At 35.3% G+C, this 22,535-nt stretch carries 21 protein-coding genes and 2 tRNA genes; 18 read left to right on the top strand and 5 right to left on the bottom strand.

What is annotated here, in order from left to right; translation table 11 throughout:
* Positions 1–3: 3 nt before the first annotated feature.
* The 6 genes from dnaE (at position 4) to HQN62_RS00500 (ending at position 7,898) form a co-directional block, all read left to right on the top strand.
* Positions 4–4,527 (top strand): DNA polymerase III subunit alpha, encoded by a 4,524-nt coding sequence (dnaE, locus tag HQN62_RS00525; protein WP_173502921.1) that lies wholly within the window; start codon positions 4–6, stop codon positions 4,525–4,527.
* Between the two features lie 178 nt (positions 4,528–4,705).
* Positions 4,706–5,644, top strand: a complete 939-nt coding sequence (locus HQN62_RS00520; protein ID WP_116796916.1) for an outer membrane beta-barrel protein — start codon at positions 4,706–4,708, stop codon at positions 5,642–5,644.
* A 300-nt stretch (positions 5,645–5,944) separates the two neighbouring features.
* Positions 5,945–6,262 (top strand): thioredoxin, encoded by a 318-nt coding sequence (gene trxA / locus HQN62_RS00515; protein ID WP_077377586.1) that lies wholly within the window; start codon positions 5,945–5,947, stop codon positions 6,260–6,262.
* Positions 6,263–6,477: 215 nt separating this feature from the next.
* Positions 6,478–7,404: a DUF58 domain-containing protein gene (locus tag HQN62_RS00510; protein ID WP_173502920.1), complete on the top strand. Its 927-nt coding sequence runs from the start codon at positions 6,478–6,480 to the stop codon at positions 7,402–7,404.
* A gap of 86 nt (positions 7,405–7,490) precedes the next feature.
* Positions 7,491–7,564: transfer RNA gene (locus tag HQN62_RS00505), tRNA-Asp, on the top strand.
* Between the two features lie 260 nt (positions 7,565–7,824).
* Positions 7,825–7,898, top strand: a tRNA-Asp gene (locus tag HQN62_RS00500).
* Positions 7,899–7,964: 66 nt separating this feature from the next.
* Here the strand turns inward: HQN62_RS00500 and HQN62_RS00495 are convergent.
* Positions 7,965–10,379 (bottom strand): TonB-dependent receptor, encoded by a 2,415-nt coding sequence (locus HQN62_RS00495; RefSeq protein WP_173502919.1) that lies wholly within the window; start codon positions 10,377–10,379, stop codon positions 7,965–7,967.
* 151 nt (positions 10,380–10,530) lie between these two features.
* Positions 10,531–11,031 carry a DUF456 domain-containing protein gene (locus HQN62_RS00490; RefSeq protein ID WP_173502918.1) on the bottom strand — a complete coding sequence of 167 codons (501 nt, stop codon included), beginning with the start codon at positions 11,029–11,031 and terminating at the stop codon, positions 10,531–10,533.
* Between the two features lie 112 nt (positions 11,032–11,143).
* Here HQN62_RS00490 and HQN62_RS00485 point away from each other — a divergent pair, with 112 nt between their 5' ends.
* The 3 genes from HQN62_RS00485 to HQN62_RS00475 all read left to right on the top strand — a co-directional run bounded on the left by HQN62_RS00485 (position 11,144) and on the right by HQN62_RS00475 (position 12,379).
* Entirely contained in the window at positions 11,144–11,620 is a 477-nt protein-coding gene (locus HQN62_RS00485) for a hypothetical protein (RefSeq protein ID WP_116796920.1), read from the top strand.
* Between the two features lie 196 nt (positions 11,621–11,816).
* Positions 11,817–12,086, top strand: a complete 270-nt coding sequence (locus tag HQN62_RS00480) for a hypothetical protein (protein ID WP_217362503.1) — start codon at positions 11,817–11,819, stop codon at positions 12,084–12,086.
* On the top strand, positions 12,086–12,379 hold the full coding sequence (locus HQN62_RS00475; protein WP_173502916.1) for a type II toxin-antitoxin system RelE/ParE family toxin: 294 nt from the start codon (positions 12,086–12,088) through the stop codon (positions 12,377–12,379). Before HQN62_RS00480 ends, HQN62_RS00475 begins: the two co-directional genes overlap by 1 nt.
* 52 nt (positions 12,380–12,431) lie before the next feature.
* Here HQN62_RS00475 and HQN62_RS00470 read toward each other — a convergent pair whose 3' ends face one another.
* Complete coding sequence (locus HQN62_RS00470; protein ID WP_173502915.1) at positions 12,432–13,529, bottom strand: glycosyltransferase family 2 protein; 1,098 nt, start codon at positions 13,527–13,529, stop codon at positions 12,432–12,434.
* Positions 13,526–14,470, bottom strand: a complete 945-nt coding sequence (locus HQN62_RS00465; RefSeq protein ID WP_173505488.1) for a lysylphosphatidylglycerol synthase transmembrane domain-containing protein — start codon at positions 14,468–14,470, stop codon at positions 13,526–13,528. Before HQN62_RS00465 ends, HQN62_RS00470 begins: the two co-directional genes overlap by 4 nt.
* A 192-nt stretch (positions 14,471–14,662) precedes the next feature.
* Here HQN62_RS00465 and HQN62_RS00460 point away from each other — a divergent pair, with 192 nt between their 5' ends.
* From HQN62_RS00460 to HQN62_RS00420, 9 genes are all read left to right on the top strand, one after another.
* A complete protein-coding gene (locus HQN62_RS00460; RefSeq protein WP_173502914.1) occupies positions 14,663–16,330 on the top strand; it encodes a WG repeat-containing protein in 1,668 nt (555 codons plus the stop codon).
* A 16-nt stretch (positions 16,331–16,346) separates the two neighbouring features.
* Positions 16,347–16,769: a DUF1003 domain-containing protein gene (locus tag HQN62_RS00455; protein ID WP_116796923.1), complete on the top strand. Its 423-nt coding sequence runs from the start codon at positions 16,347–16,349 to the stop codon at positions 16,767–16,769.
* Between the two features lie 34 nt (positions 16,770–16,803).
* Complete coding sequence (ruvC, locus tag HQN62_RS00450) at positions 16,804–17,358, top strand: crossover junction endodeoxyribonuclease RuvC (RefSeq protein ID WP_173502913.1); 555 nt, start codon at positions 16,804–16,806, stop codon at positions 17,356–17,358.
* A gap of 33 nt (positions 17,359–17,391) precedes the next feature.
* On the top strand, positions 17,392–18,528 hold the full coding sequence (gene hemW / locus HQN62_RS00445) for a radical SAM family heme chaperone HemW (protein WP_173502912.1): 1,137 nt from the start codon (positions 17,392–17,394) through the stop codon (positions 18,526–18,528).
* Between the two features lie 80 nt (positions 18,529–18,608).
* Positions 18,609–19,388 (top strand): cyclase family protein, encoded by a 780-nt coding sequence (locus HQN62_RS00440; protein WP_173502911.1) that lies wholly within the window; start codon positions 18,609–18,611, stop codon positions 19,386–19,388.
* 21 nt (positions 19,389–19,409) lie between these two features.
* Positions 19,410–19,808, top strand: coding sequence for a GNAT family N-acetyltransferase (locus HQN62_RS00435; protein ID WP_173502910.1), 399 nt, complete (start codon positions 19,410–19,412; stop codon positions 19,806–19,808).
* A complete protein-coding gene (locus tag HQN62_RS00430) occupies positions 19,808–20,158 on the top strand; it encodes a DUF4260 domain-containing protein (RefSeq protein WP_173505487.1) in 351 nt (116 codons plus the stop codon). The genes HQN62_RS00435 and HQN62_RS00430 overlap by 1 nt, the downstream gene beginning before the upstream one ends.
* 6 nt (positions 20,159–20,164) lie before the next feature.
* Positions 20,165–20,533, top strand: a complete 369-nt coding sequence (locus HQN62_RS00425) for an MmcQ/YjbR family DNA-binding protein (protein ID WP_173502909.1) — start codon at positions 20,165–20,167, stop codon at positions 20,531–20,533.
* A gap of 108 nt (positions 20,534–20,641) precedes the next feature.
* The gene (locus HQN62_RS00420; RefSeq protein ID WP_173502908.1) at positions 20,642–21,337 is read left to right on the top strand and encodes a PH domain-containing protein; all 696 of its coding nucleotides are present in this window, start codon (positions 20,642–20,644) and stop codon (positions 21,335–21,337) included.
* Between the two features lie 58 nt (positions 21,338–21,395).
* On the opposite strand, the gene HQN62_RS00415 is transcribed toward HQN62_RS00420, so the two are convergent.
* Positions 21,396–22,496, bottom strand: a complete 1,101-nt coding sequence (locus HQN62_RS00415; RefSeq protein ID WP_116796931.1) for a DUF4407 domain-containing protein — start codon at positions 22,494–22,496, stop codon at positions 21,396–21,398.
* Positions 22,497–22,535 lie beyond the last annotated feature (39 nt).

Below are 22,535 nucleotides of genomic sequence, written 5' to 3'. Positions count from 1 at the left end.
ATTATGTACTTAATATTCGATACCGAAACCACAGGATTACCCAAGAAATGGGGCGCACCCATTTCTGACACCGACAACTGGCCAAGATGTATTCAAATCGCGTGGCAGTTGCATGACGATATGGGGAAACTCATCGAGCATCAGGACTATTTGGTAAAGCCTGAGGGTTTTAATATTCCTTATGATGCCGAGCGAATTCACGGTATTTCGACCGAATTGGCCGAAGCCGAGGGTATTTCTTTAGCCGAAGTTTTGGAGAAATTCAACGTTGCTTTAGGCAAAGCCAAGTTTATTGTGGGTCAGAATCTAGGTTTTGATATCAATATTATGGGTTGTGAATTCTACCGAATGGGGGTTGCTTCGCCTATGGGAGAAATGCCTATTCTGGATACTTGTACCGAGGTTACTGCTTCGTTATTGAAATTACCCGGAGGACGTGGTGGAAAATTCAAATTGCCTACATTAACAGAATTACATAGTTATCTGTTCAACGTTCCTTTTGCGGAAGCGCACAACGCCACCGCCGACGTTGAAGCCACGACACGTTGTTTTCTGGAATTAATCCGCAGGGATATTTTTACCAAAGAAGAGCTTGATGTTGAGGTAGGTTATTTCAAGGATTTCAAAAGTAAAAATCCACATGAAATTGAGCTGATAGGTTTAAAACACATTAACCTAAAAGAAGCTTCCGAAAGAATCCGATTGCAATTTGGAGAAAAACAAGCCGTTTCGGTTTCCAAAGAAGAACTTACAGAGAATAAAAAAGTATTGATAGATGCGTCTTTCGCGCATTTACACAACCATACACAGTTTTCGGTTTTGCAATCGACTATCGCTATTGGTGCTTTGGTTTCGATTACAGCCAAAAACAAATTTCCTGCCGTGGCAATGACCGATACTGGAAATATGATGGGAGCATTCCATTTTGTGAGTGCGATAATGAATCACAACAAATCGGCTTCTGCCAAAAATAAGGAGTTGATCGAAAATGGGGAAGAGCCAACGGAAACCGAAATCAAGCCTATTGTAGGTTGTGAATTTAATATCTGTGAAAACCATTTGGACAAATCCAAAAAAGACAATGGTTATCAAGTAGTTTTGTTGGCCAAAAACAAAAAAGGATATCATAATTTGGCCAAAATGGCTTCTATTGCATACACAGCAGGTTTTTATTATGTGCCTAGAATTGATAGAGCGATTGTAGAAAAATACAAGGAAGACATTATGGTTTTGTCCGGAAATTTATACGGAGAGATTCCGAGTAAAATTCTGAATATCGGCGAGAACCAAGCCGAAGAAGCCTTGATTTGGTGGAAAGAACAATTTGGTACCGATTTGTATCTTGAAATAATGCGTCATAATCAAGAGGATGAAAATCGGGTAAATCAAACATTGGTTGAATTTTCGAAAAAGCATGATGTAAAATTAATAGCCACCAATAACACCTATTATCTAAATAAGGAAGATGCCAATGCGCACGATATTTTGTTGTGTGTAAAAGATGGTGAAAAACAAGCGACACCAATTGGTCGTGGTCGTGGATATCGTTATGGTTTGCCTAATCAGGAATACTATTATAAGTCGGAAGAGGAAATGAAAAAACTCTTTGCCGATTTGCCTGATGCCATCACCAATATTCAGGAAATTGTTGACAAGGTCGAAATTTACTCTCTGTATCGCGATGTATTGCTACCTAAATATGATATTCCACAAGAGTTTGTGGTACCAGAAGATGAGGCGGATGGTGGTGTTCGAGGCGAGAATAAATATTTACGTCACCTTACGATGGTAGGTGCCGAAAAAAGATACGGCGAAATAACTCCCGAGATTCAAGAACGATTGGATTTTGAGTTATTGACCATTTCCAATTCGGGTTATCCTGGGTATTTCTTGATTGTTCAGGATTTCATTGCCAAAGCAAGAGAAATGGATGTTTCGGTTGGTCCCGGCCGTGGATCTGCGGCGGGTTCGGCGGTAGCTTATTGCTTAGGAATTACCAATATTGACCCAATCAAGTATGATTTGCTTTTTGAGCGTTTCTTGAATCCGGATCGTGTGTCTATGCCCGATATTGATATCGATTTTGATGACGAAGGTCGTGGTCGTGTAATGGATTATGTAATCAATAAATATGGAGCCAATCAGGTGGCGCAGATTATCACCTACGGTAAAATGGCAACCAAATCAGCCATTCGTGATACGGCTCGTGTATTGGATTTGCCACTTTTTGAAGCCGATAAAATTGCGAAGCTGATTCCAGGGATGATGCCTTCCAAGTGGAATTTGGCCCGTTTTATTTCTGAAAAAGAAGAGGATGTCAAAAAAGCATTACGATCGGACGAGTTTGAAAATGTAAAAGAACTGATTGCCATTGCCAATGAAGATAGTTTAGCGGGAGAAACCATTCGGCAGGCTAAAATATTGGAAGGTTCAATGCGAAATACGGGTATTCACGCCTGTGGAGTAATCATCACGCCATCGGATATTACCAATTTCGTTCCGGTTACTACGGCTAAAGATTCGGATTTATATGTAACCCAATTTGACAACTCGGTTGCTGAAAGTGCCGGATTACTAAAGATGGACTTCTTGGGTCTGAAGACCCTAACTTTGATAAAAGATACCGTAAAATTGGTAAAGTACAGAACCGGAATTCAGCTCGATCCCGATACTTTTCCAATTGATGATGTCAAGACTTATGAGCTGTTCCAAAGAGGTGAAACGGTTGGTATATTCCAATACGAGTCACCCGGAATGCAAAAATACATGAAGGATTTGAAACCCACAGTTTTTGGGGATTTGATTGCGATGAATGCTTTGTATCGTCCGGGACCTTTGGAATATATTCCTTCCTTCGTTCGAAGAAAAAATGGAGAAGAACCTATCGTATATGATTTAGATGCCTGTGAAGAATATCTTGGGGAAACCTACGGAATTACAGTTTACCAAGAGCAGGTGATGCTTTTGTCCCAATCTTTGGCAGGGTTTACCAAGGGTGAGGCTGACGTTTTGCGTAAGGCGATGGGTAAGAAACAAAAGGACGTACTAGACAAAATGAAACCGAAATTCGTTGCCCAGGCAGCGGAGAAAGGTCACGATGCCAAAGTTTTGGAAAAAATTTGGAAAGACTGGGAAGCTTTTGCGAGTTACGCATTTAATAAATCACACTCCACTTGCTATGCTTGGATCGCTTATCAAACGGCTTATCTAAAAGCCCATTATCCTGCGGAATATATGGCGGCGGTTTTGTCCAATAATATGAGTGATATCAAGCAGGTTTCTTTCTTTATGGAAGAATGTAAGCGTATGGGATTGCAAGTTCTTGGACCGGATGTCAATGAATCATTTTATAAGTTTACGGTAAATGATGATTATGCTGTCCGGTTTGGAATGGGGGCCATAAAAGGAGTGGGACAAGGTGCTGTGGCAACTATTGTAGAAAACAGAAAAGACGGAAAATATAAGTCTATTTTTGACTTGACCAAACGTATTGATTTGCGCGCAGCAAATAAAAAAGCATTGGAAAACTTAATCCTGGCGGGAGGATTTGATTCGTTCGAAGGAACGACTAGGGCCCAATATTTCCATGATGAAGGTGATGGAATTACATTCTATGAAAAATCCATTAAGTACGGATCCAAATTTCAGGAGAATGAAAACTCATCACAGGTGAGTTTGTTTGGTGAGACCAGCGATGTACAGATTGCAGAGCCGGTGGTGCCTCCTTGTGAAGACTGGAGTACTATGGAAAAACTGGCCAAAGAGAAAGAGGTGGTTGGAATTTATATTTCTGGGCATCCGCTGGATGATTACAAATTTGAGATGAAATATTTTTGCAATGCCAAGTTAGAAGCTCTTAAAAATATGGAAGCGTATGTGGGCAAGAACTTGACTTTCGGCGGAATCATTACCAATGTACAGCATCGTGTGGCCAAGAATGGAAAAGGATGGGGAACCTTTGTTTTGGAGGGTTATGACGAGAGTTATGAATTCAAGATTTTTGGGGAAGAGTATTTGAAGTTTAGGCATTTCTTTATTCAAAACAATTTTACTTTCATGAAGGTAATGATAAAAGAAGGTTGGGTAAATCAAGATACGGGTAAAAAAACAGATCCTAGAATGCAATTTGTACTGGTGCAATACTTGCAGGATGTGTTGAGCACGTTTGCCAAAAAGTTGATTCTTTTGTTGAATGTAAAAGATATTGAGACTGAATTTATCCATAAACTGAATCGTCTTTTTCAAGATCATAGAGGAGACAATACGGTTGCTTTTGAAATTATGGAGCTTGAAAAAATAAAGCGAATCGTTGAGGCTACTCCTGAGTTTGTTGAAAATGAAGAGGAATCTTTTGTGGATGAAAATGAAGAAGGAGCTGAAGTGGCTGAAATAAAGCCAGTCACAGAAGTGGAAGAAATAAAAGTAGTGACCAAATTATCGATGCCGAGCAGAAAGCTAAAAGTTCAAATTTCGAATGAATTATTGTTTGAATTGGAAAAAATGCAGATTAATTTTAAATTAAATTGATTTTTAAAAGTTAAATTTTCAATCGTATAGTATGTTTTTTAGTTAAAATTATGCACGCATAGTAAAAAATAGCATCAAGTATTAAAAATAGTGTTAATTGGGTGTTGAGGCGCTTAAAGTGATTTTAAAGAATAGTCAAAATTATTTTAAGTTTGCGCAAATTAATTAACAAAAAATCATGAAAAAGAGTTTATTATTATTCGGATTATTAGTCTCTACAATGACTATGGTAGGGCAAACTACAAGTACTGCAGACAGTAAGCCAGAAACTTGGTATTTTAAATTAGGAGGTTCTTATTTTATTCAAACGGCTGCAACAGAGTTTCCAACTGTTTCTGGTGCATTGCCAAACACTGATGTGTATGCTGCAAACGGAACTACTTTGGTTTCTAGAGAAACAAATCACGGTTCTTTTGGAGAAGGATTCCGTACAAGTTTAAATGTAGGATATCGTTTTTCACCACGTTTGGGTGTTGAGATGGGATTTAATTATTTTGCAGGAAATGATAAAACTATGGTTAAAACTGTTAACAGATTAGTGGCTGCTGGTCCAACTTTTGTAACAGGTACTGCTGAAGGACATATCACTGCTTTTGATTTAGCTCCTGCGGTTGTTTTGTTTTTAGGTGAAACTAAAGGATTTGAGCCTTACACTAAAGTAGGTGTTATTGTTCCTGTAGTTGGAGATTTAACAATCGAAACAAAAAGAACCTATACTAATCCACTTGGAACAACAAATACTTATGCGAAAGACGTAGTGTTGCCAAATCCAACTGTTGGATTTATGGCTGCTTTGGGAACATCTTATAAATTAGGAAAAAACATTTCTCTTTTTGCTGAATTGGAATACCGTAACTTTACTGTTCATGGGAAAACTAAAGAAACAAAAGAATACACTGAAAATGGTGTAGATAAATTAAATACTCCTACTGGTTTCCGTGCTGATGCTTCTTACTCTGCTAGTCATGTTAACTATGTAGATCAAATTAATACTACTTCAAATAGTAAAGTAACAAACGCTGCTGGTTTTGATAGTACTAAATCAACTGATGATATTAGTTCTTATGTTGGAATTAGTGGATTAGGAATGACTTTTGGATTGAAATACAGTCTATAATCAAGTACAATTGAAATAGAATGAAGACCTTCTGAAAAGAGGGTCTTTTTTTATTACCTAAAAAAGTTCTTGAAATCCTTGAAGCCCTAGCCCCGATGGAAACGGCATCCTGTTGTCCCGGTGTTCGGGACAATAGATATAGTGTACAGCGGGAAATAGCTCCAAATCAATTTTAAAATAGCAATTAGTAATACATTTATAATGAAAACTAATTTGGGAATGGTATTTGGTTGGTTTTTAATTTCTAAATTTGTACCCTAGTTAAAACAAAAAGCATTTAAACATAAAATAAAAAATAGTATGGCATTAGCAATAACAGATGCTACTTTTGAAGAAGTAGTTTTGAAATCGACACAACCAGTAATGGTAGATTTTTGGGCAGCATGGTGTGGGCCTTGTAGAATGGTTGGACCAATCATTGACGAACTTAGCAACGAGTACGAAGGTAAAGTGGTTGTAGGTAAAGTTGATGTAGATGCAAACCAAGAATTTGCTGCAAAATACGGTGTTAGAAATATTCCAACAGTATTGGTTTTTCATAATGGAGAAGTAGTAGGGAAACAAGTAGGAGTGGCTCCAAAACAAACGTATGCAGATAGTTTAGACGCATTGTTGTAATCGGAAACGATTATGATTTATATAAAAAGGTTTGGCGTTAGTCAAGCCTTTTTTGTGTTTTGATATTTCTCGCAGAGGCGCAAAGACGCAAAGTGCTTCTTTGTTTTTTTTGCGCCTTTCCGCCTGTGCGAGATAAACAGGCAAGATGAAATCTGACTTTTGAATTTAATTGGGTAATAATCCTAAACGTTTAAACTTTTTTATACATTTGGAATATGAAGATCGAATCGCAAGTAGAAAAGATATCCAGTTTTCAGCATTTGGAATTGTTGGCCAATCAAGTGGTGGAAGGCTTTATTTCGGGTATGCACAAAAGTCCGTTTCATGGGTTTTCGGCTGAATTTGCCGAGCATAAAGTGTATAATGTAGGGGAGAGCACCAAACACATCGATTGGAAGTTGTTTGCTAAAACCGATCGATTGTACACCAAGTGTTTTGAGGAAGAGACTAACTTGAGATGTCATATTATTATTGACAATTCCTCGTCGATGCATTATCCTAAATTGAAGGACAATCAGCAGTTTTACGAAAGTAAAATAGGTTTTTCAGTATTGGCTTCGGCGGTTTTAATGAATTTGTTGAAAAAGCAGCGTGATGCTGTTGGATTAAGTGTGTTTTCGGATAGTTATGAGTATTATGCGCCGGAAAAAGGAAGCGATCGCCATCATAGAATGATTTTGAACAAGCTTGAGGAGCTTTTGGATAACTCAAAAGAGAAAAAGCAGACAGATACGATTACCTATTTGCATCAGATAGCCGAGAAAATCCATCGTCGTTCGATGATAATTTTGTTTACCGACATGTTTCAGTCCGAAAACGAAGAAGATCTTTTTAATGCTTTGCAACATTTGAAACACGATAAGCACAAAGTGGTTTTATTTCATGTTGTAGACAACGAAACGGAGCTTAAATTTGATTTTGACAATGCGCCTAGGAAGTTTATTGATGTAGAAACGGAAGATGAGGTAGTCATTTTTGCCGATAATGTGAAGTCAGCATACGAAAAACAGGTGGGTGATTACTTCAAAAAGTTGGCTTTGACCTGTGCTCAAAACAAAATAAAGTACATTCCTGTGGGAGTTGGCGAAAGTTTTGAAAAAATTTTAACGACCTACCTGATTGAAAAACAAAAGTTTGGGTAGTAAGGCGGAGATTTTTTTAAAATTCTCTAATAAAAGGCTTGTGTAAATGAAAATCTATTGTATCTTTGCCACCGCAATAAAGCAGAGGTTTGGTAGTTCAGTTGGTTAGAATACATGCCTGTCACGCATGGGGTCGCGGGTTCGAGTCCCGTCCAGACCGCAATATTGGGAAAAGCCTTTCGTAACAGAAAGGCTTTTTTGCCCAAATACGGTATCTAAAGCTAGTTGTGTTGTTTCTCGTCCTATATGACGAGACCGGTTTGTAGTTAGACCAATGAAAAGCTTTCCACTTTGTGGATAGCTTTTTTGATTTTAAGGGAGTTGTTGATTCTAAATGGGTTATATTTTTTTTGATACAAGTGTTATAAAATAGTTGCGTAAACGAAAATCTATTGTATATTTGCACTCGCAATAAAACAAGGTTTGGTAGTTCAGTTGGTTAGAATACATGCCTGTCACGCATGGGGTCGCGGGTTCGAGTCCCGTCCAGACCGCAACATATTGTTTAAAGCCTTTCTTAACGGAAAGGCTTTTTTTATGGATGTAAAATTAGTTTTATTCTATTTGTTGACTCTGTTTCTTTCGTCTTCAGATCCAGTTTGGCGTTCTCGTGATGATTTTAATTTACTGTTTCCAAATGTATTTGAATAAGTAAGAAGATAAGTTCTGTTACTAAAGTCAAATTTGTTATGGGTTTTTATATTTTGATCTGGCAAATCTGTTCCTCCTGTAAATTTATTGGAATCAAAGAGATCATTTATCGAAAATTTTAAGGTGCCCCATTTTTCATTGAATTTTTTCTGAAATCCGATATCAGCTCCAGCTACAGCGTCAAATTTTGCTGTACCAAAAAGACTCGGGCCGTAATAATAGATTGTTGTTTCGTTTGAAATTGTTTTTGTTATTTTGAAGGATTGGGTTGTATTTGCCTGAAAATTTCCTAAAGCTAAGTGAACGGTATCTCCATTATATAATCCCTTAATTTTTTGGTTGATGTAGATTAAATTATTTTGCATTTTCCACCACTCATTAACTTTTATGGGCAGTCCTAATGTGATGGAAAGTGATTTTGTATAATCTAAATTGGTTGCTGTAAAAATGAGTCTACCTGTATCTTCATCTATATGTTCTTGAAAAGCTGCGATAGAAGATTGTTCATCGGTATATTGAAAAGAGAGTATCGTTGATTTGTAATTAATGTCGTATTTGAATGAGTTTGAAATTGCAGGCTGCAATGCCGAATTTCCCGAAAAAAAGGTAGTTGGGTTTATAAAAATCACAAAAGGAGCTAAATCATTAAAAGTTGGCCTGGTTATCCTTTTCGAATATGATAAATTCATATTAAAGTCATCATTGAATTTTCGGCTTAAAAAAACGCTCGGAAAAAAAATCCCATATTGTTTGTCTACAACTTTTCCCTGAGTATCGGTATCCAATTGAGAATCGGTGTATTCATAACGTAACCCAAATTTCAAACTTGTTTTGTCGTTTATGGTGTACTCAAAAGCAGAATAGACTGCTGCAATTTTTTCGTCCAAATGACTTTTGTCTGTCAATGTTGGGTCGGGAACCCAATTTTCTCCTTGCAGATTATCCACATTTACACTATTGACGAAATTGGAAAAAGACCCTTTTACACCGGCATCAAATTTTATTTTTTTATTGAATTTATCACTGTAATCAAAACTGCTAACCCAAGTTTTTATTGGTGTTACTTTACCACTTCGTACTTTTTCGACATATAATAAAACCTTATTTTCGTCAAAATAGGAGTTGTCATAGGTATTGGGGTTATTGTCTTTGTATGACAAATAATCCATATTGAAACTAAAATAGTTATCGTCTGTGAAATTATGTTTTAGGTTATAGTTGACGCCAAAATGTTTCCATTGATTTAATTCTTCATTTAAAGTTTCGGTAAAAGCAGTTGGCAAACCGTTTGTTGTGTCAAAACTATCATTATTGGCGTCCATTGTCCATTTTGTATTGTAACCATTGAAAAGAATTCCGGTTACTGTTTTTTCAGACAGTTGGTAATCCAATCCTATTCTTGCATTGTGGTTGTTTCTGGTCGGGAACCTATTGGAAGTTACTGTGGTTCCCAATGTATCATTGTTTTTTGCATAAGCCCGACTATTGTAAAATATTTCCGTGTGCTTGTCGAATAAATAGGAGTAACTTCCAAAAATATTGATTTTGTTTTTTCTGAAATTAAAAGAAATATTATCGGTACTTGAAGGGCGTTTTCCATAACCTGCAGATATTGAATAATTTCCGTTTAGACCGGCATCTGTATTCTTTTTGAGAATAATGTTTATAAATCCCGCATTGCCTTCTGCATCAAAATCGGAAGGAGGAGTTGTGATTATTTCCATCGATTTTATATTGTCGGCACTTATCCCTTCCAAAAATTGTACAAGTCCGGATTCTGGGACATAGTTTTTTCTTCCGTCAATCATTATAACCACTCCATTTTTACCAACAACTGAAATGCTGTTATTTTGTTTGTTGACAGAAATGCCAGGTGAGCGTTCCAAGATGTCCAAAGCCGTGCCTCCAGCTGAGATAATGCTGTTTTCGACATTGATGACCATGCGATCTACTTTCTGGGTGTATAACTGTTTTGTAGCATGCACCACGACTTCTTTTAGTTCAACCTCACTCGATAACGTAATGGTTTTTGCTTTGTAATTGGTATTTACATCAAATGGTTGCGAATATTGGGAATCGAAGCTAGCCATGCTCACCAATAATAAATAATTTCCTTTTGGAATTTGGGTGAATTTATAACTTCCATTCGCATCGGTCATAACTCCTTTTACCAAAGTAGAATCTGATGGTTTCAGTAATAAAACATTTGCTAAGGGAAGACCTTTTTCTTTATCTAATACTAAACCTTCGATCGCATAATAAGATTGACAAAAAAGAACTTGTGAGGATAAAAACACGAATATTAAAAAGTTAAGTTTTTGCATGTCAACGAATTATAAAACTCATCTAAATTACAAAACAAACATACTGCATTTTGTCTTTATCGTTTAACTGCTTATTTTTAATGGTCTATGGTAAACAAGAATGTTTTTATAAGGAAAAGGAATGATTTTTTTACACAACAAAAATCTTGTTTTAGAACAGTGTTGCACTATTTTGCCATACAATCCAAAGAAACAATCCAAGATACATCATACACACCACAAACTTCATAAAAGAGGATGCCAGGAAGCCCAGCAGAGAGCCAGTAGCCGCTTTCAAAGCGCGTTGATGGTCTTGTTTATCGTAAATCAGTTCGCCAACAAAAGCACCTACAAAAGGCCCGATAATAAAACCCAACGGAATTGGTGCAAAAATCCCAACAATCAAACCGATATTGGTTCCCCAAATGCCATACGAACTACCACCGAATTTTTTGGTTCCCTTGGCAGGAATGATATAATCCAAAACCGTTAGCGCAATAGTAATCAATAAGGAAATCCCCAGAATCCAATAATTGGCAGGAACAGCAGTAGTAAAATACAGTAATACGATTCCAACCCAACTGATGCTTGGTCCAGGTAAAACAGGCAGAAAACTCCCAAAAACACCCGCAACCACACAAACAAAACCCAATAACAAAAGGAGGATATCCATAAAAATATTTTTAGTAATTTTGATGCCGAAAATGCAACACTCATTTCATTCACGAATATGAGAAAAATAATTGTATTTTTATAACATATTAGTCCCATTCAAAAAACAAACATTGAAGCAGTTTTCCCTTTTTTTAGCCTTTATACTTTTTAATTCCTGTCAATATTTTGACAAGCAGGTTCCTTCCGAAAAGGAATTGTTGCAAAAGGAATTGAAGTCCATCAATTGGAAAGAGGTAGACGAATACCCATCGGTTGTCGACTGCGATAAAATTGATGACAAAAAGCAACGCCAACAATGTTTTTTTGAGGTGCTAACGCAGTTAATACAAGAGAAACTGTGCAACGATACACTGGCAATGCTTTATCCGGAGTTGGATACCATCGAGGTAAAAGTGACCGTTTTTCCAAATGCCACCATGAAATTCGAACCACAGTTCCCAAAAGATTCTGTGGCTTATGATAAAATAAAAATCGATAGTATCCTCAAAGCTCGTTTAGTGGACTTCCCAAAAATCAATCCAGCAATCAAGCGAGGATTACCCGTAAAAACCCAATTTATACTTCCTGTAATTCTAAAAGTGGAGTAGTTTTTAAGGAGCTATTTCCAGCTATCTGTTACAATCTTTATGTTTTTAAAGAAAAAACATAAAGGATTTTCACTTCACACGAGCGAAGCGAACTGGCGAAGCAATCTGGGCTAGGGTATTTCGTATTCAGAACAAGATTTTTTTGAAATATAATTACTGCTTTGATTTTTTTTAAATAAAAACAAAATAATTACCTTTGATATACTTAAAAGATAATAAAATGGGAGCTTTAGAGTTAAGGGATAGCGTTTTAAAATACATAAATGATGCTGATGACAGAATGTTAAAAGTGGTCAAAGCGTTTATAGAGAACTATCAGGAAGAAGAAATAGTTGCTTTTGAAATAGACAATAGCCCCATAAGCAGAGAAACCTATAAAGCATCTTTAGTGGAAGCCGAAGCTGAAATCAAAAGAGGAGAATATACTACTCAAGAAGATTTAGAAAAAGAATCCCAAAACTGGTAATGGCTCAATTAAAAATAATTTGGACGAATACTGCCAAAGACCAACTCAAAGCCATTTTTGAATATTATAAAGTAAAATCACTTCAAGGAGCTCAAAATGTTAAAAACGATATTTTGAAAGCTAGCAGGGAACTTCATTTTGTAGAACAGTACCAACGAGATGAAATAGAACCTGAATACAGAAAAATTATTGTAAGAGACTATAAGTTACTCTACAAAGAAGAAAAAGCAGGAACCGTTTTCATTGCTAGAATATTTAGTGCAAAACAAAATACAGACAAGCAGTTAGAATAAAGCGATTGGTTTAGAATACAAGAGAAATCTAAAAAATTCTCCAATCTTAAATCTAAAACCTCCTCCCTTTCCATTCGTATTTTCCAAACAAGCAATACAAAGCCACAGCTGTACTGAAGAATGGATACCACAAACTGCTTAAAAACAAATAGCGGATTCTATGTTTTGTCAAGAATCTATTTGTTTGCTTTATCAGCACAGAGTCAATTCCAAATTTGATTAGGAAATACAACCCAACGAAAAAATAAGGGAGCATTCCCAAAACAGTCAGCGCGAAACAATAAACCAACCCAAAATTCATAATAAAGACGAGCAACCCAAGTCTTTTCCCAAAGACACTTTGATAGGAAGTCGTTTTGGAAGCCCAGCGCACACGTTGGTAAAAGAGCGACTTCCAATCATTTACTGGTTTTGTGGTTACAATGGTGTTTTTTGATTTTAAATACGCAACTTTTTCAGCATATTGGGACAATGCTTTCTGCAACAGAAAAACATCATCTCCACTGGCGATTGCAGAGTTGCCTTCGAAACCTTTTAGCTTTTGAAAAAACGATTTGGTGTAGGCAAAATTGGCGCCATTACACATAAAACCTTTTTTAATTCCAAAACTGCCAATGGTTGCGCCCTGTAAACTGGCCAAATCCAATTGTTGAAAATGATGCAAAAAAGAATTTTGGCAATCGTAGGTAACCGCTCCTGCAATCATCGAAACATGATGCAACTGAATGAAATTATCCAAAGCCAATAGCCAATTTTTAGGAACAGTGCAATCAGCATCGGTAGTGATAACCCAATCGGTTTTAACAATTTCCATAGCAGTTGTAATGGCATCTTTCTTTGGAGAATTTGAAATCCGAATATTATCAATTAACAAAATCTTAAATCTTAAATCGTTAATCGTTAATCTTAAATCGGAATCATCATCAACCAAAATCACTTCAAATAAATCCGTTGGGTAATTCAATTTTGAAAAACTTTCCAATAGAACCGGTAAATTTTCGGCTTCATTTCGAAAAGGAACAATAATGCTAAAGCTGGTTTTTGGCGGTAAGCCAATGTATTCAAAATGATTTATTTTGGTAAAACCATAAATGAGCCAACTTATAGTCAGCATATAAACGATTGCTATGCCTAATAAAAATAAAATCATACCGCCATTTTGGGTTTGAAATTCAATACATAATAACTCCCAATAAGCACAGGTAAAACCACATTCAGGAACCACATTAGCGTTGTGACAAAAACAACCACCCATTCATTTACACCCAATATTCCGAAGAAATACACGGCTACACTTCCTTTTACGGCAAAATCCAAAAATTGAAAAGTAGGCAAAGACGAAGCCAGAAAATAAACACTCGAAATGGCAGAAATTAAAATAAAATAGGGTAAATCGACATCAAATGTGAGAAACAAAAAATAGTATTGATGGGAGAAAACCAAATACCGTAAAATGGCCAAATACGTGTTTTTTTGATGAATGCTTTTCGGGATTTCGTTAGTTTTATGAATCAGTTTTTCTATCGAATAACCTTTGAGAGTAATTTTTTTGACTGAGAACAGAGCAGCAAATAGAACTACCAGAATTCCAAAAAGCACAGCTACCGTTTTTGTGGTAATTACGTTGTACTGCGCATTGAAATACAACAATCCAAAAATACCAAAAACAACAGTCAGTATCATTTGGATTCCGTTGCAAATCAGGTTTAAGAATACTACTTTTTTGGCTTCTTTTTTGTCAAAGTATAATGCTTTTCCGGCATATTCTCCAACGCCGTTTGGAGTAAATAATCCCGCTGTAAGCCCAGCTAGGACTTGTTTGGTTGCTTCACCCAAAGAAATAGGATGGAGATAGGAAACCAAATATTTCCATTTTAGAATTTCAAATAAACGGTTCAATACACTCAAAAGCAGAATAAAACCGATTACCAAAACCGATTGATTCTTATGAAACAGCACCAAGAATTTTTGCCAGTCCAGTTTGTCGTTGTTGGCCAATTGGTTGTAAATAAAATAAAAGGCACCGCCTACAATCAAAAATTTGACTAGAAGTACAAGGAATTGCTTAGTTTTGTGTGGTATTGAAATCATACCACAAAGTAAAGAAATTATAATTCTAACCCCTAAAGGTGCATCAATAATTAAAATCAGTTGTTCAAAAATCAAAAATATGCTGAAACCTGCAATTAAATTATTTCTTTTATTCATTTTGTTTGTTTCGTGCAGTAAAAATGAGAATAAAAATCATTCGATTACCTATACTAGAGTTTATGAAGAAAGTTCATGGGATATATAGATAATAAAGGAAATACAATTATACCGTCAGGAAAATATACATTCTTGAATCCAATTGATGAAGAAGGAATGATATTCGCCCAACGAGGAAATAAATATGGTTATATTGACATAAATCAAAAAATAATTGTTCCTTTTGAATATGATGAATTAACTGTATTCAGTAATGAATTGGCTTGTGCAAAAAAGAATGGGAAATTTGGATTTATAAATAGAAAAGGAGTTGTTGTAATTCCATTTCAGTTTGAAGAGGAAAGTTATTTTCAAGATTCTGGATTCGCTCTTGTGCAAAAGAATAATAAATTTGGTTTTATTGACAAATCGGGTAATGAAATAGTTCCGATAATTTATCAAAATGCACAAGAAACCACATTAGACAGTTTGGTTATTTTATCAAAAAATGGTAAATGGGCTTTTTTTTCAAATCAAGGTCACCCTATGACGGATTTTGTTTATGATGAAATTGCTATAACAAAGAGAGTTGTTAATAATCATGATGAATCAACTCTTTCCAAAAATGGATTAATACTGGTTCGCAAAAATGGGCAAATTGGATATTTGGATAAAAATTTAAAAACCGTAATATCTTTCGGAAAGTATAGTTTTGGAGAAAGATTCAATCAGAATAGATTAGCAATTGTTTCCAAAAATAAGCGTTTTGGAATCATAAACGAATTTGACAAGGAAATAGTAAAAACAGAATATGATACTGTCGAGCATCCTGAAAGAGATTATCATGAATCTAATACTTTTGTGGCTCGAAAGAAGAACTATTTTGTTTTATTTAATGAAAATGGAAAAAAAGTTGCAGATAAAGTAAAGGAATACTTCTTTGATAGATATACTGTTCAAAATAAAAATATGAGCATTTATCAAATTCAAAATTTGAATGGACTTGTGGGAGTAATTGATGATAATGGTAAAGTAGTAATCCCGACCATCTATGAAGAAATAGGGTCTTTTAGAGGAGAGAGCAAAACTGTCGTAAAACGTAATGGAAAATATGGACTAATTGATTCTGAGAATAAAATTGTTTATCCAATTGATAACGAGGGAATAGAAACATGGAAGGATATAGATTATTACATAATAAAGAAGGGAGATAAGACATGGATTATTGATAAAAACTTAAAAAAGCTATTAAATTTCGAATATCAGGATTTGTCACCATGCTCTTATGAACCAAAAAATCGATTCATTGCAAAGAAAAATAATACTTATGGTGTTATCGATAGAATGGGAAAAATAATAATCCCTTTTGAATACAGTGAAATGTCAAATTGGGTTGAATACGGCCCTGGTTCTGATTATCATTTTGTAACAAAAAACAATAAAAAAGGGTTGATTACAAAAGAAGGCAAAATAATTATTCCTCCTATTTATGATAGCTTATTTTATAATAATGACGAAACGATTATTCTATCAAAAATTGATAAATATGGTGTTGTAACTATCCGAAACAAGTCTGTTATCCCTTTTATTTATGACATGATTTATGTTGAAAATTCATATTCTAAAAAAAAGGCAGATGAATTTTATGTTCGCAAAGAAGGAAAATATTTTGTTGTAAACAATAAAAATAAAGTAGTAAGAGCCAATGTTTCTGATAAAGAAATAAATGATAAATTTCATTTCGAAATTAATGGCTATAAATAAATTAATTTTTAAAGATATGAAGAATAATAAAACGTGGCATGATAAACACATAGAAACATTAACCTTTGGTAGTCGTTTGGCCGATTCAGTGGCTAAGGGAATGGGTTCTTGGAAATTCATTATTATTCAAAGTGTTTTTGTAATAGTATGGATGGGATTGAACCTTGTTGGTTATATGTATCATTGGGATGTTTATCCTTTTATATTATTGAATCTTGTTTTTTCAACACAAGCCGCTTATGCCGCACCTATCATTATGATGTCTCAGAACAGACAAAGCGAAAGAGACAGGATTCAGGCGCAATCTGATTATCAGACCAATGTTGATGCAAAGCTGGAAATTGAAGCTTTGACGATTAAGTTGGATAAAATTGAAACTGAAAAATTGGATAAGATAATTGAGTTGCTAGAAGAGATGAAAATCAATTCGGCCAAATAAAAAACGCATCGTTACCACAACTTAAATACAAAACTTGACAAAAGAACGCATCATATTAGGAATCGACCCTGGAACCACAATTATGGGTTTTGGATTGATAAAAATTGTCAATAAGAAAATGGAATTCTTGCAGCTCAACGAACTGCAATTATCCAAATACGACAACCATTACCAGAAATTAAAAATCATTTTTGAACGAACCATTGAGTTAATCGAAACGCATCATCCCGATGAAATTGCTATTGAAGCTCCTTTCTTCGGAAAGAATGTACAATCGATGCTGAAGCTTGGTCGTGCACAGGGTGTGGCAATGGCAGCTGGACTTTCCAGAGACATTCCCATTACCGAATACGAGCCAAAAAAAATAAAAATGGCTATTACCGGAAACGGAAATGCAAGCAAAGAACAAGTGGCCAAAATGCTTCAACAATTATTAGGATTAAAAGAGTTGCCCAAAAACTTGGATAGCACCGATGGATTGGCAGCTGCGGTTTGTCATTTTTTTAATTCTGGAAAAATTGTCACAGGTAAGAGCTATTCAGGCTGGGATGCTTTTGTGAAGCAAAATGAGGAGCGAGTTAAAAAGTAGTGGTCAGTCTTAATGACTGAAAACCGAAAAATTATGTCAGGAATCTACATACACATACCATTTTGCAAGCAGGCTTGTCATTACTGCGATTTTCATTTTTCGACTTCAATGAAGAAGAAAGAAGAGATGGTTTTGGCTATCGCCAAAGAATTGCAAATGCGCAAAAGCGAGTTTCATAATGAACTTGTTGAAACCATTTATTTTGGTGGAGGAACGCCGAGCAGATTGCAGATTGCAGATTTGAGATTGCAGATTGATTTGATTTATAAAAATTATCAAGTTGCTAAAAATCCTGAAATTACTCTTGAAGCCAATCCTGATGATTTATCGGTAGAGTATTTAATCGAACTTTCAAAAATTGGTATCAATCGACTAAGCATTGGAATTCAATCTTTCTTTGAAGATGATTTGGTGATGATGAATCGTGCTCATAATTCGGCGGAAGCCAAAAAATGTCTCGAAGAAGCAACACAATACTTTGATAATATTTCCCTCGATTTGATTTATGGAATTCCTGGGATGAGCAACGAGAAATGGAAGCAAAATATTGAAACGGCTTTGTCTTTTGGAATAAGACATATTTCGAGTTATGCATTGACTGTTGAACCAAAGACAGCTTTAAACAAACTCATTCAAACCGGAAAAATAGCCAAACCCAATGACGAATCAGCGCAGGAACATTTTGCAATTTTGGTGGAAACACTAGAAGCAAACAATTTTATCCATTATGAATTGTCCAATTTTGGAAAGACTAATTATTTTTCAAAGAACAATTCAGCTTATTGGTTAGGGAAAAAATATATAGGAATTGGTCCTTCTGCCCATAGTTATGACGGCATTTCCCGAAGCTGGAATGTTTCGAATAATTCTCTTTATTTAAAATCCATTCAGGAAGACAAACTTCCCAATGAAATTGAAATATTGTCTGTTAACGACCGTTATAACGAATATATAATGACAGGTTTGCGAACTATTTGGGGCGTTTCTTTAAATCGAATTGAAACTGAATTCGGAACTGAATATCTAGATTATTTACATAAACAAGCTCAGAAATTTATAAGCGATGATTTGCTTTTTATTGATGATGGTATTTTAAAACCTACGCCAAAAGGAAAATTTTTGACCGATGGAATTGCAAGTGATTTGTTTTATTTAAATTTGAAAGTCTAACCACAAAGGTACAAAGAAGTCACTAAGTTCACTAAGCTTTGTGTGCTAGGTGCCTTCTTAGTGAACTTAGTGTTTAAACTATGAAAACAATAATCCAACATAACAATCAGACTATTGAAGTTGACTTATCAAAACCCATTGATATTTCGATTCCATTAACCAATACAGATGAGAATCCGATTGCTTGGTATATCGAAAAACCGGTGATAGAACCTGTTGTTTTTGGCGATTGGATAGGCAAAGTTTCGGAGGGGAAGTCATCGACCAACTTTAATAATATTTTCTTCAATCCTCACGGACACGGGACACATACAGAATGTCTGGGACATATTACAAGAGATTTTTACAGCATTAATCAATCGCTGAAGCAATTTTTCTTTTTGGCCGAATTAGTTTCTGTTGTGCCGGAAATACAAGGGGATGATTTGGTAATAACCAGAAATCAGATTAAAAAAGCGTTGGACAATAAAACTCCCGAAGCCATAATTATCCGGACATTGCCTAATTTTAAAATAAAAAAATCACTAAAATATTCGAATACCAATCCGTCTTATTTGGCTGAAGATGCAGCACTTTTCATTCGCGAAAACGGTATTAAGCATTTATTGATTGATTTACCAAGTGTGGACAAAGAACAGGATGAGGGGAAATTATTGGCTCACAAAGCGTTTTGGAATGTAAAAGATGTCCATAATCTAAATGCCGATGCACGATTAGACTCCACCATTACCGAAATGATTTTTGTGGATGATGCTGTTGAAGACGGGAGTTATCTGTTGAACCTGCAGATTGCTTCGTTTGAAAATGACGCGAGTCCAAGTAAGCCTATTTTATATAAGCCAATAAGCGTTGGAGAATAAATCGAAATAAAATATAAAACCATGATCTCCGTTTCTACAGATAAACAAAAGTTGAATATTCCTTTTATCCAAAATTTTCTAAAAGATATTTACTGGGCGGCAGGAAGAACCATTGATGAAGTACAAAAAACAATTGACAGCTCGGTTTGTTTTGGAATTTATTTGGATGATGCCCAAGTTGGTTTTGGCAGAGTCATTACCGATTATGTGGTTTTTGCTTATATGATGGATGTTTTTATATCCGAAGAACATAGAGGAAAAGGATATTCTTCCATTTTGATTTCGGCGATGATGGAGGAACCTTCGTTGAAAGAAGTGAAAATATGGAGATTGGCGACTAGGGATGCTCATTTTTTGTATGAGAAATTTGGCTTCAAAGAGTTGGCATTTCCCGAACGAATGATGGAAAAAATAGTATGATGAAAACAGTTATTAAACTCGAAGAATTAGGCTTGTTTATTCTCGGTATTTATTTTTTTAATCAATTGGAATATGCTTGGTGGTTGTTTTTGGTTCTAATTTTAGTGCCCGATTTCTCTATGATTGGCTATGTATTTGGAGATAAAATAGGTGCTTTTTGTTATAATTTAATACATCACAGAGGTATAGCTATTGCTGTTTATTTAGTTGGAATTTATTGTTCGAACGAAATAGTTCAACTTTCGGGAGTTATTTTATTTACCCATTCGTCTATGGACAGAATGTTTGGGTATGGGCTAAAATATGAAACAGGATTTAAATTTACCCATTTGGGCGAAATCGGAAAATAAAAGAATATGAATCTAGAAACTTATTACGAATATTGCCTTTCCAAAAAAGGAGTAACCGAACATTTTCCATTCGACGAAGATACTTTGGTTTTTAAAGTCGGAGGAAAAATGTTTGCTTTGTCTTCTTTATTGCAATGGGAAAAAGCCGCTCCCTCAGTGAATCTAAAGTGTGATCCAGAACGTGCACAGGAGTTAAGAGCCGAATACGATGCGATTCAGCCTGGATTTCACATGAGCAAAATACATTGGAATACTATTGCCGTAAATCAAGATGTTCCCGATGCTTTGCTGAAAGAATTGATAGATCATTCGTATGACTTGGTTTTTAAAAGTTTAGCCAAGAAAATTCAAACGGAAATTATCGACCCGAGGTAAAATATTTACCGAACAGGCGAAGCAATTAGAAAAATAGACATTACTTTTGTACAACAATTAAAAAAACGTAGCAACTCAGTTACTTAGTAACTCAGCAACTTTATAAAAATGAAAGAACAAATTAAAAAGTTTTTAAACGAAGAACAAGATCCTAAAGCGATTGAGAAAGTCACTTCAAAATTGCAGGATATTTTAATGAAAAATGAGGAGGTAGGATATATTGCTGTGCAAAAAAAACCAGCATTGACAGTTCTTCCGGACAGTATTGTTATGACCAATAAAAGAATCATCATTTGCCAGCCTAAAAATTTAGGTTTGTCTATGAATTTTATTGATTACACTTGGGATGATATTGAGGGAACTTTTGTAAAAGAGAACATTCTAGGGTCTGAATTTTCTTTTTCTACCAAAACAGATATGCAGGTTTCGATTGATTATATCCCGAAGATTCAAGCACGTAAAATATTTACATATGCCAAAGAACAATTGGATATCTTAAAAAATGGTGGGGCACAATCAGTAATAACTGAAGACGTCGCTCCAACATTAATTCAAGAATCAGAATTAATTGAGGAAATGGAAACTGAAGAAGTGACTGATTTTGCTGAAATAATGCCTGTAGTTTCTAATTATGCAGAACCTGTTGTAGATAATACAAGTGCTTCAACTGAGAAAAAGACAAGCGAATTGACACAAGACGAGCTTTTTGCAAAGCTTCAAAATTATAAAAAGCTTCTTGATAATGGTTTGATTTTACAAGGTGAATATGACGCTTTCAAAAAAGAGATTTTGAGTTATATGTAGTAAGTCGTAAGTATCAAAAACAAAACCCGACAACTTAATTGATGTCGGGTTTTGTTTTTTATAAAGTTTTCATTTGCTTTTCTAAAAAATTATTGGATTGCTGTTCCAGTAACTCGGTTGCGTTTTTTCTTTGCAAATCATATAACTTTTTGTCCTCGGCAATATCGGCATAAACCTTGTCGTGCATTGATGCGCTGGTTTTTATCAATAATTCGCGTTGGTATTTGTCTTGCTCGATAGTGGCTTTGAGTGCTGTTTCCAAGTCTTCCAATTTGAAATCATATTCTCCTCTAGGCGACAATAATTTTGCTATAATAGGAGAAGTTTCAATCGCTAAAAATAATAGCATTATGAAAAAGGAGGGAATCCAAGGCAATTTATTCAAAGCATTGATTCGCGCCATCAAACCATCAAATCCATCAATGATGGGTTGAGTTTCGGTCACTTTCTTGTCCAAATCGGTTTGTAATGTTTTGGTTCCTTTTTCCAAAACAGCAATTTTGGCTAAATTATTTTTACGAATGGTGTCCAATTCTTTTTTGGACAAATCGTGCTTGGCGATTTTTTCTTTAAAAACGGGACCTTTGCCTATTCTTTTTGTTCCAGCCGTTCCTTCGGCCTCTTTGATATAGGTGTCATAAAGCGTGTTTACCTCTTTTTCTTTATTGGTGATTTCAGCTTTAAGATTCTTGATATCGTTTTTGTTTTTGTCCAAATCCGATTTGAAATAGTTGGCGACTTCCTTTTTATTATTCAAAGCCATTGCATTTTTTTCTTTCAATAAAACGGTATTAATTTCTTTTTCGAAAATTTTAATTTCCAATGGTTTTGAAATCACAATTGCAATGATGAAAGCCAAAATAATTCTGGGTGTGGCCTGTAGAAATTCATTGGCAAAGCTATCTCTTTTTCGAATAGTGGAAACAATAAAACGGTCCAGATTAAAAATAAGTAAACTCCATACGAAGCCAAAAAGTAAAGCGGGAATGACATTGTCAAAAACCGTAAAAAGAGCATAAGCACTGGCGATGAAAGCCATAACAGCCGTAAAAAAAACGGTGGCGCCAATACCGACAAATTTGGTTTGTTCGCCGTCAGAGCAGCCATCAAGCAGCTTTTTGTCAGCTCCTGAGCAAAGGATAAAGAATTGTTTTAACATGATTGATTTGATTTTTGATTGATTGATTTTTTGTCTCGA

It is taken from the genome of Flavobacterium sp. M31R6 (assembly GCF_013284035.1).
Lineage (GTDB): Bacteria > Bacteroidota > Bacteroidia > Flavobacteriales > Flavobacteriaceae > Flavobacterium.
This window is presented reverse-complemented; position numbering and strand designations above follow the sequence as displayed.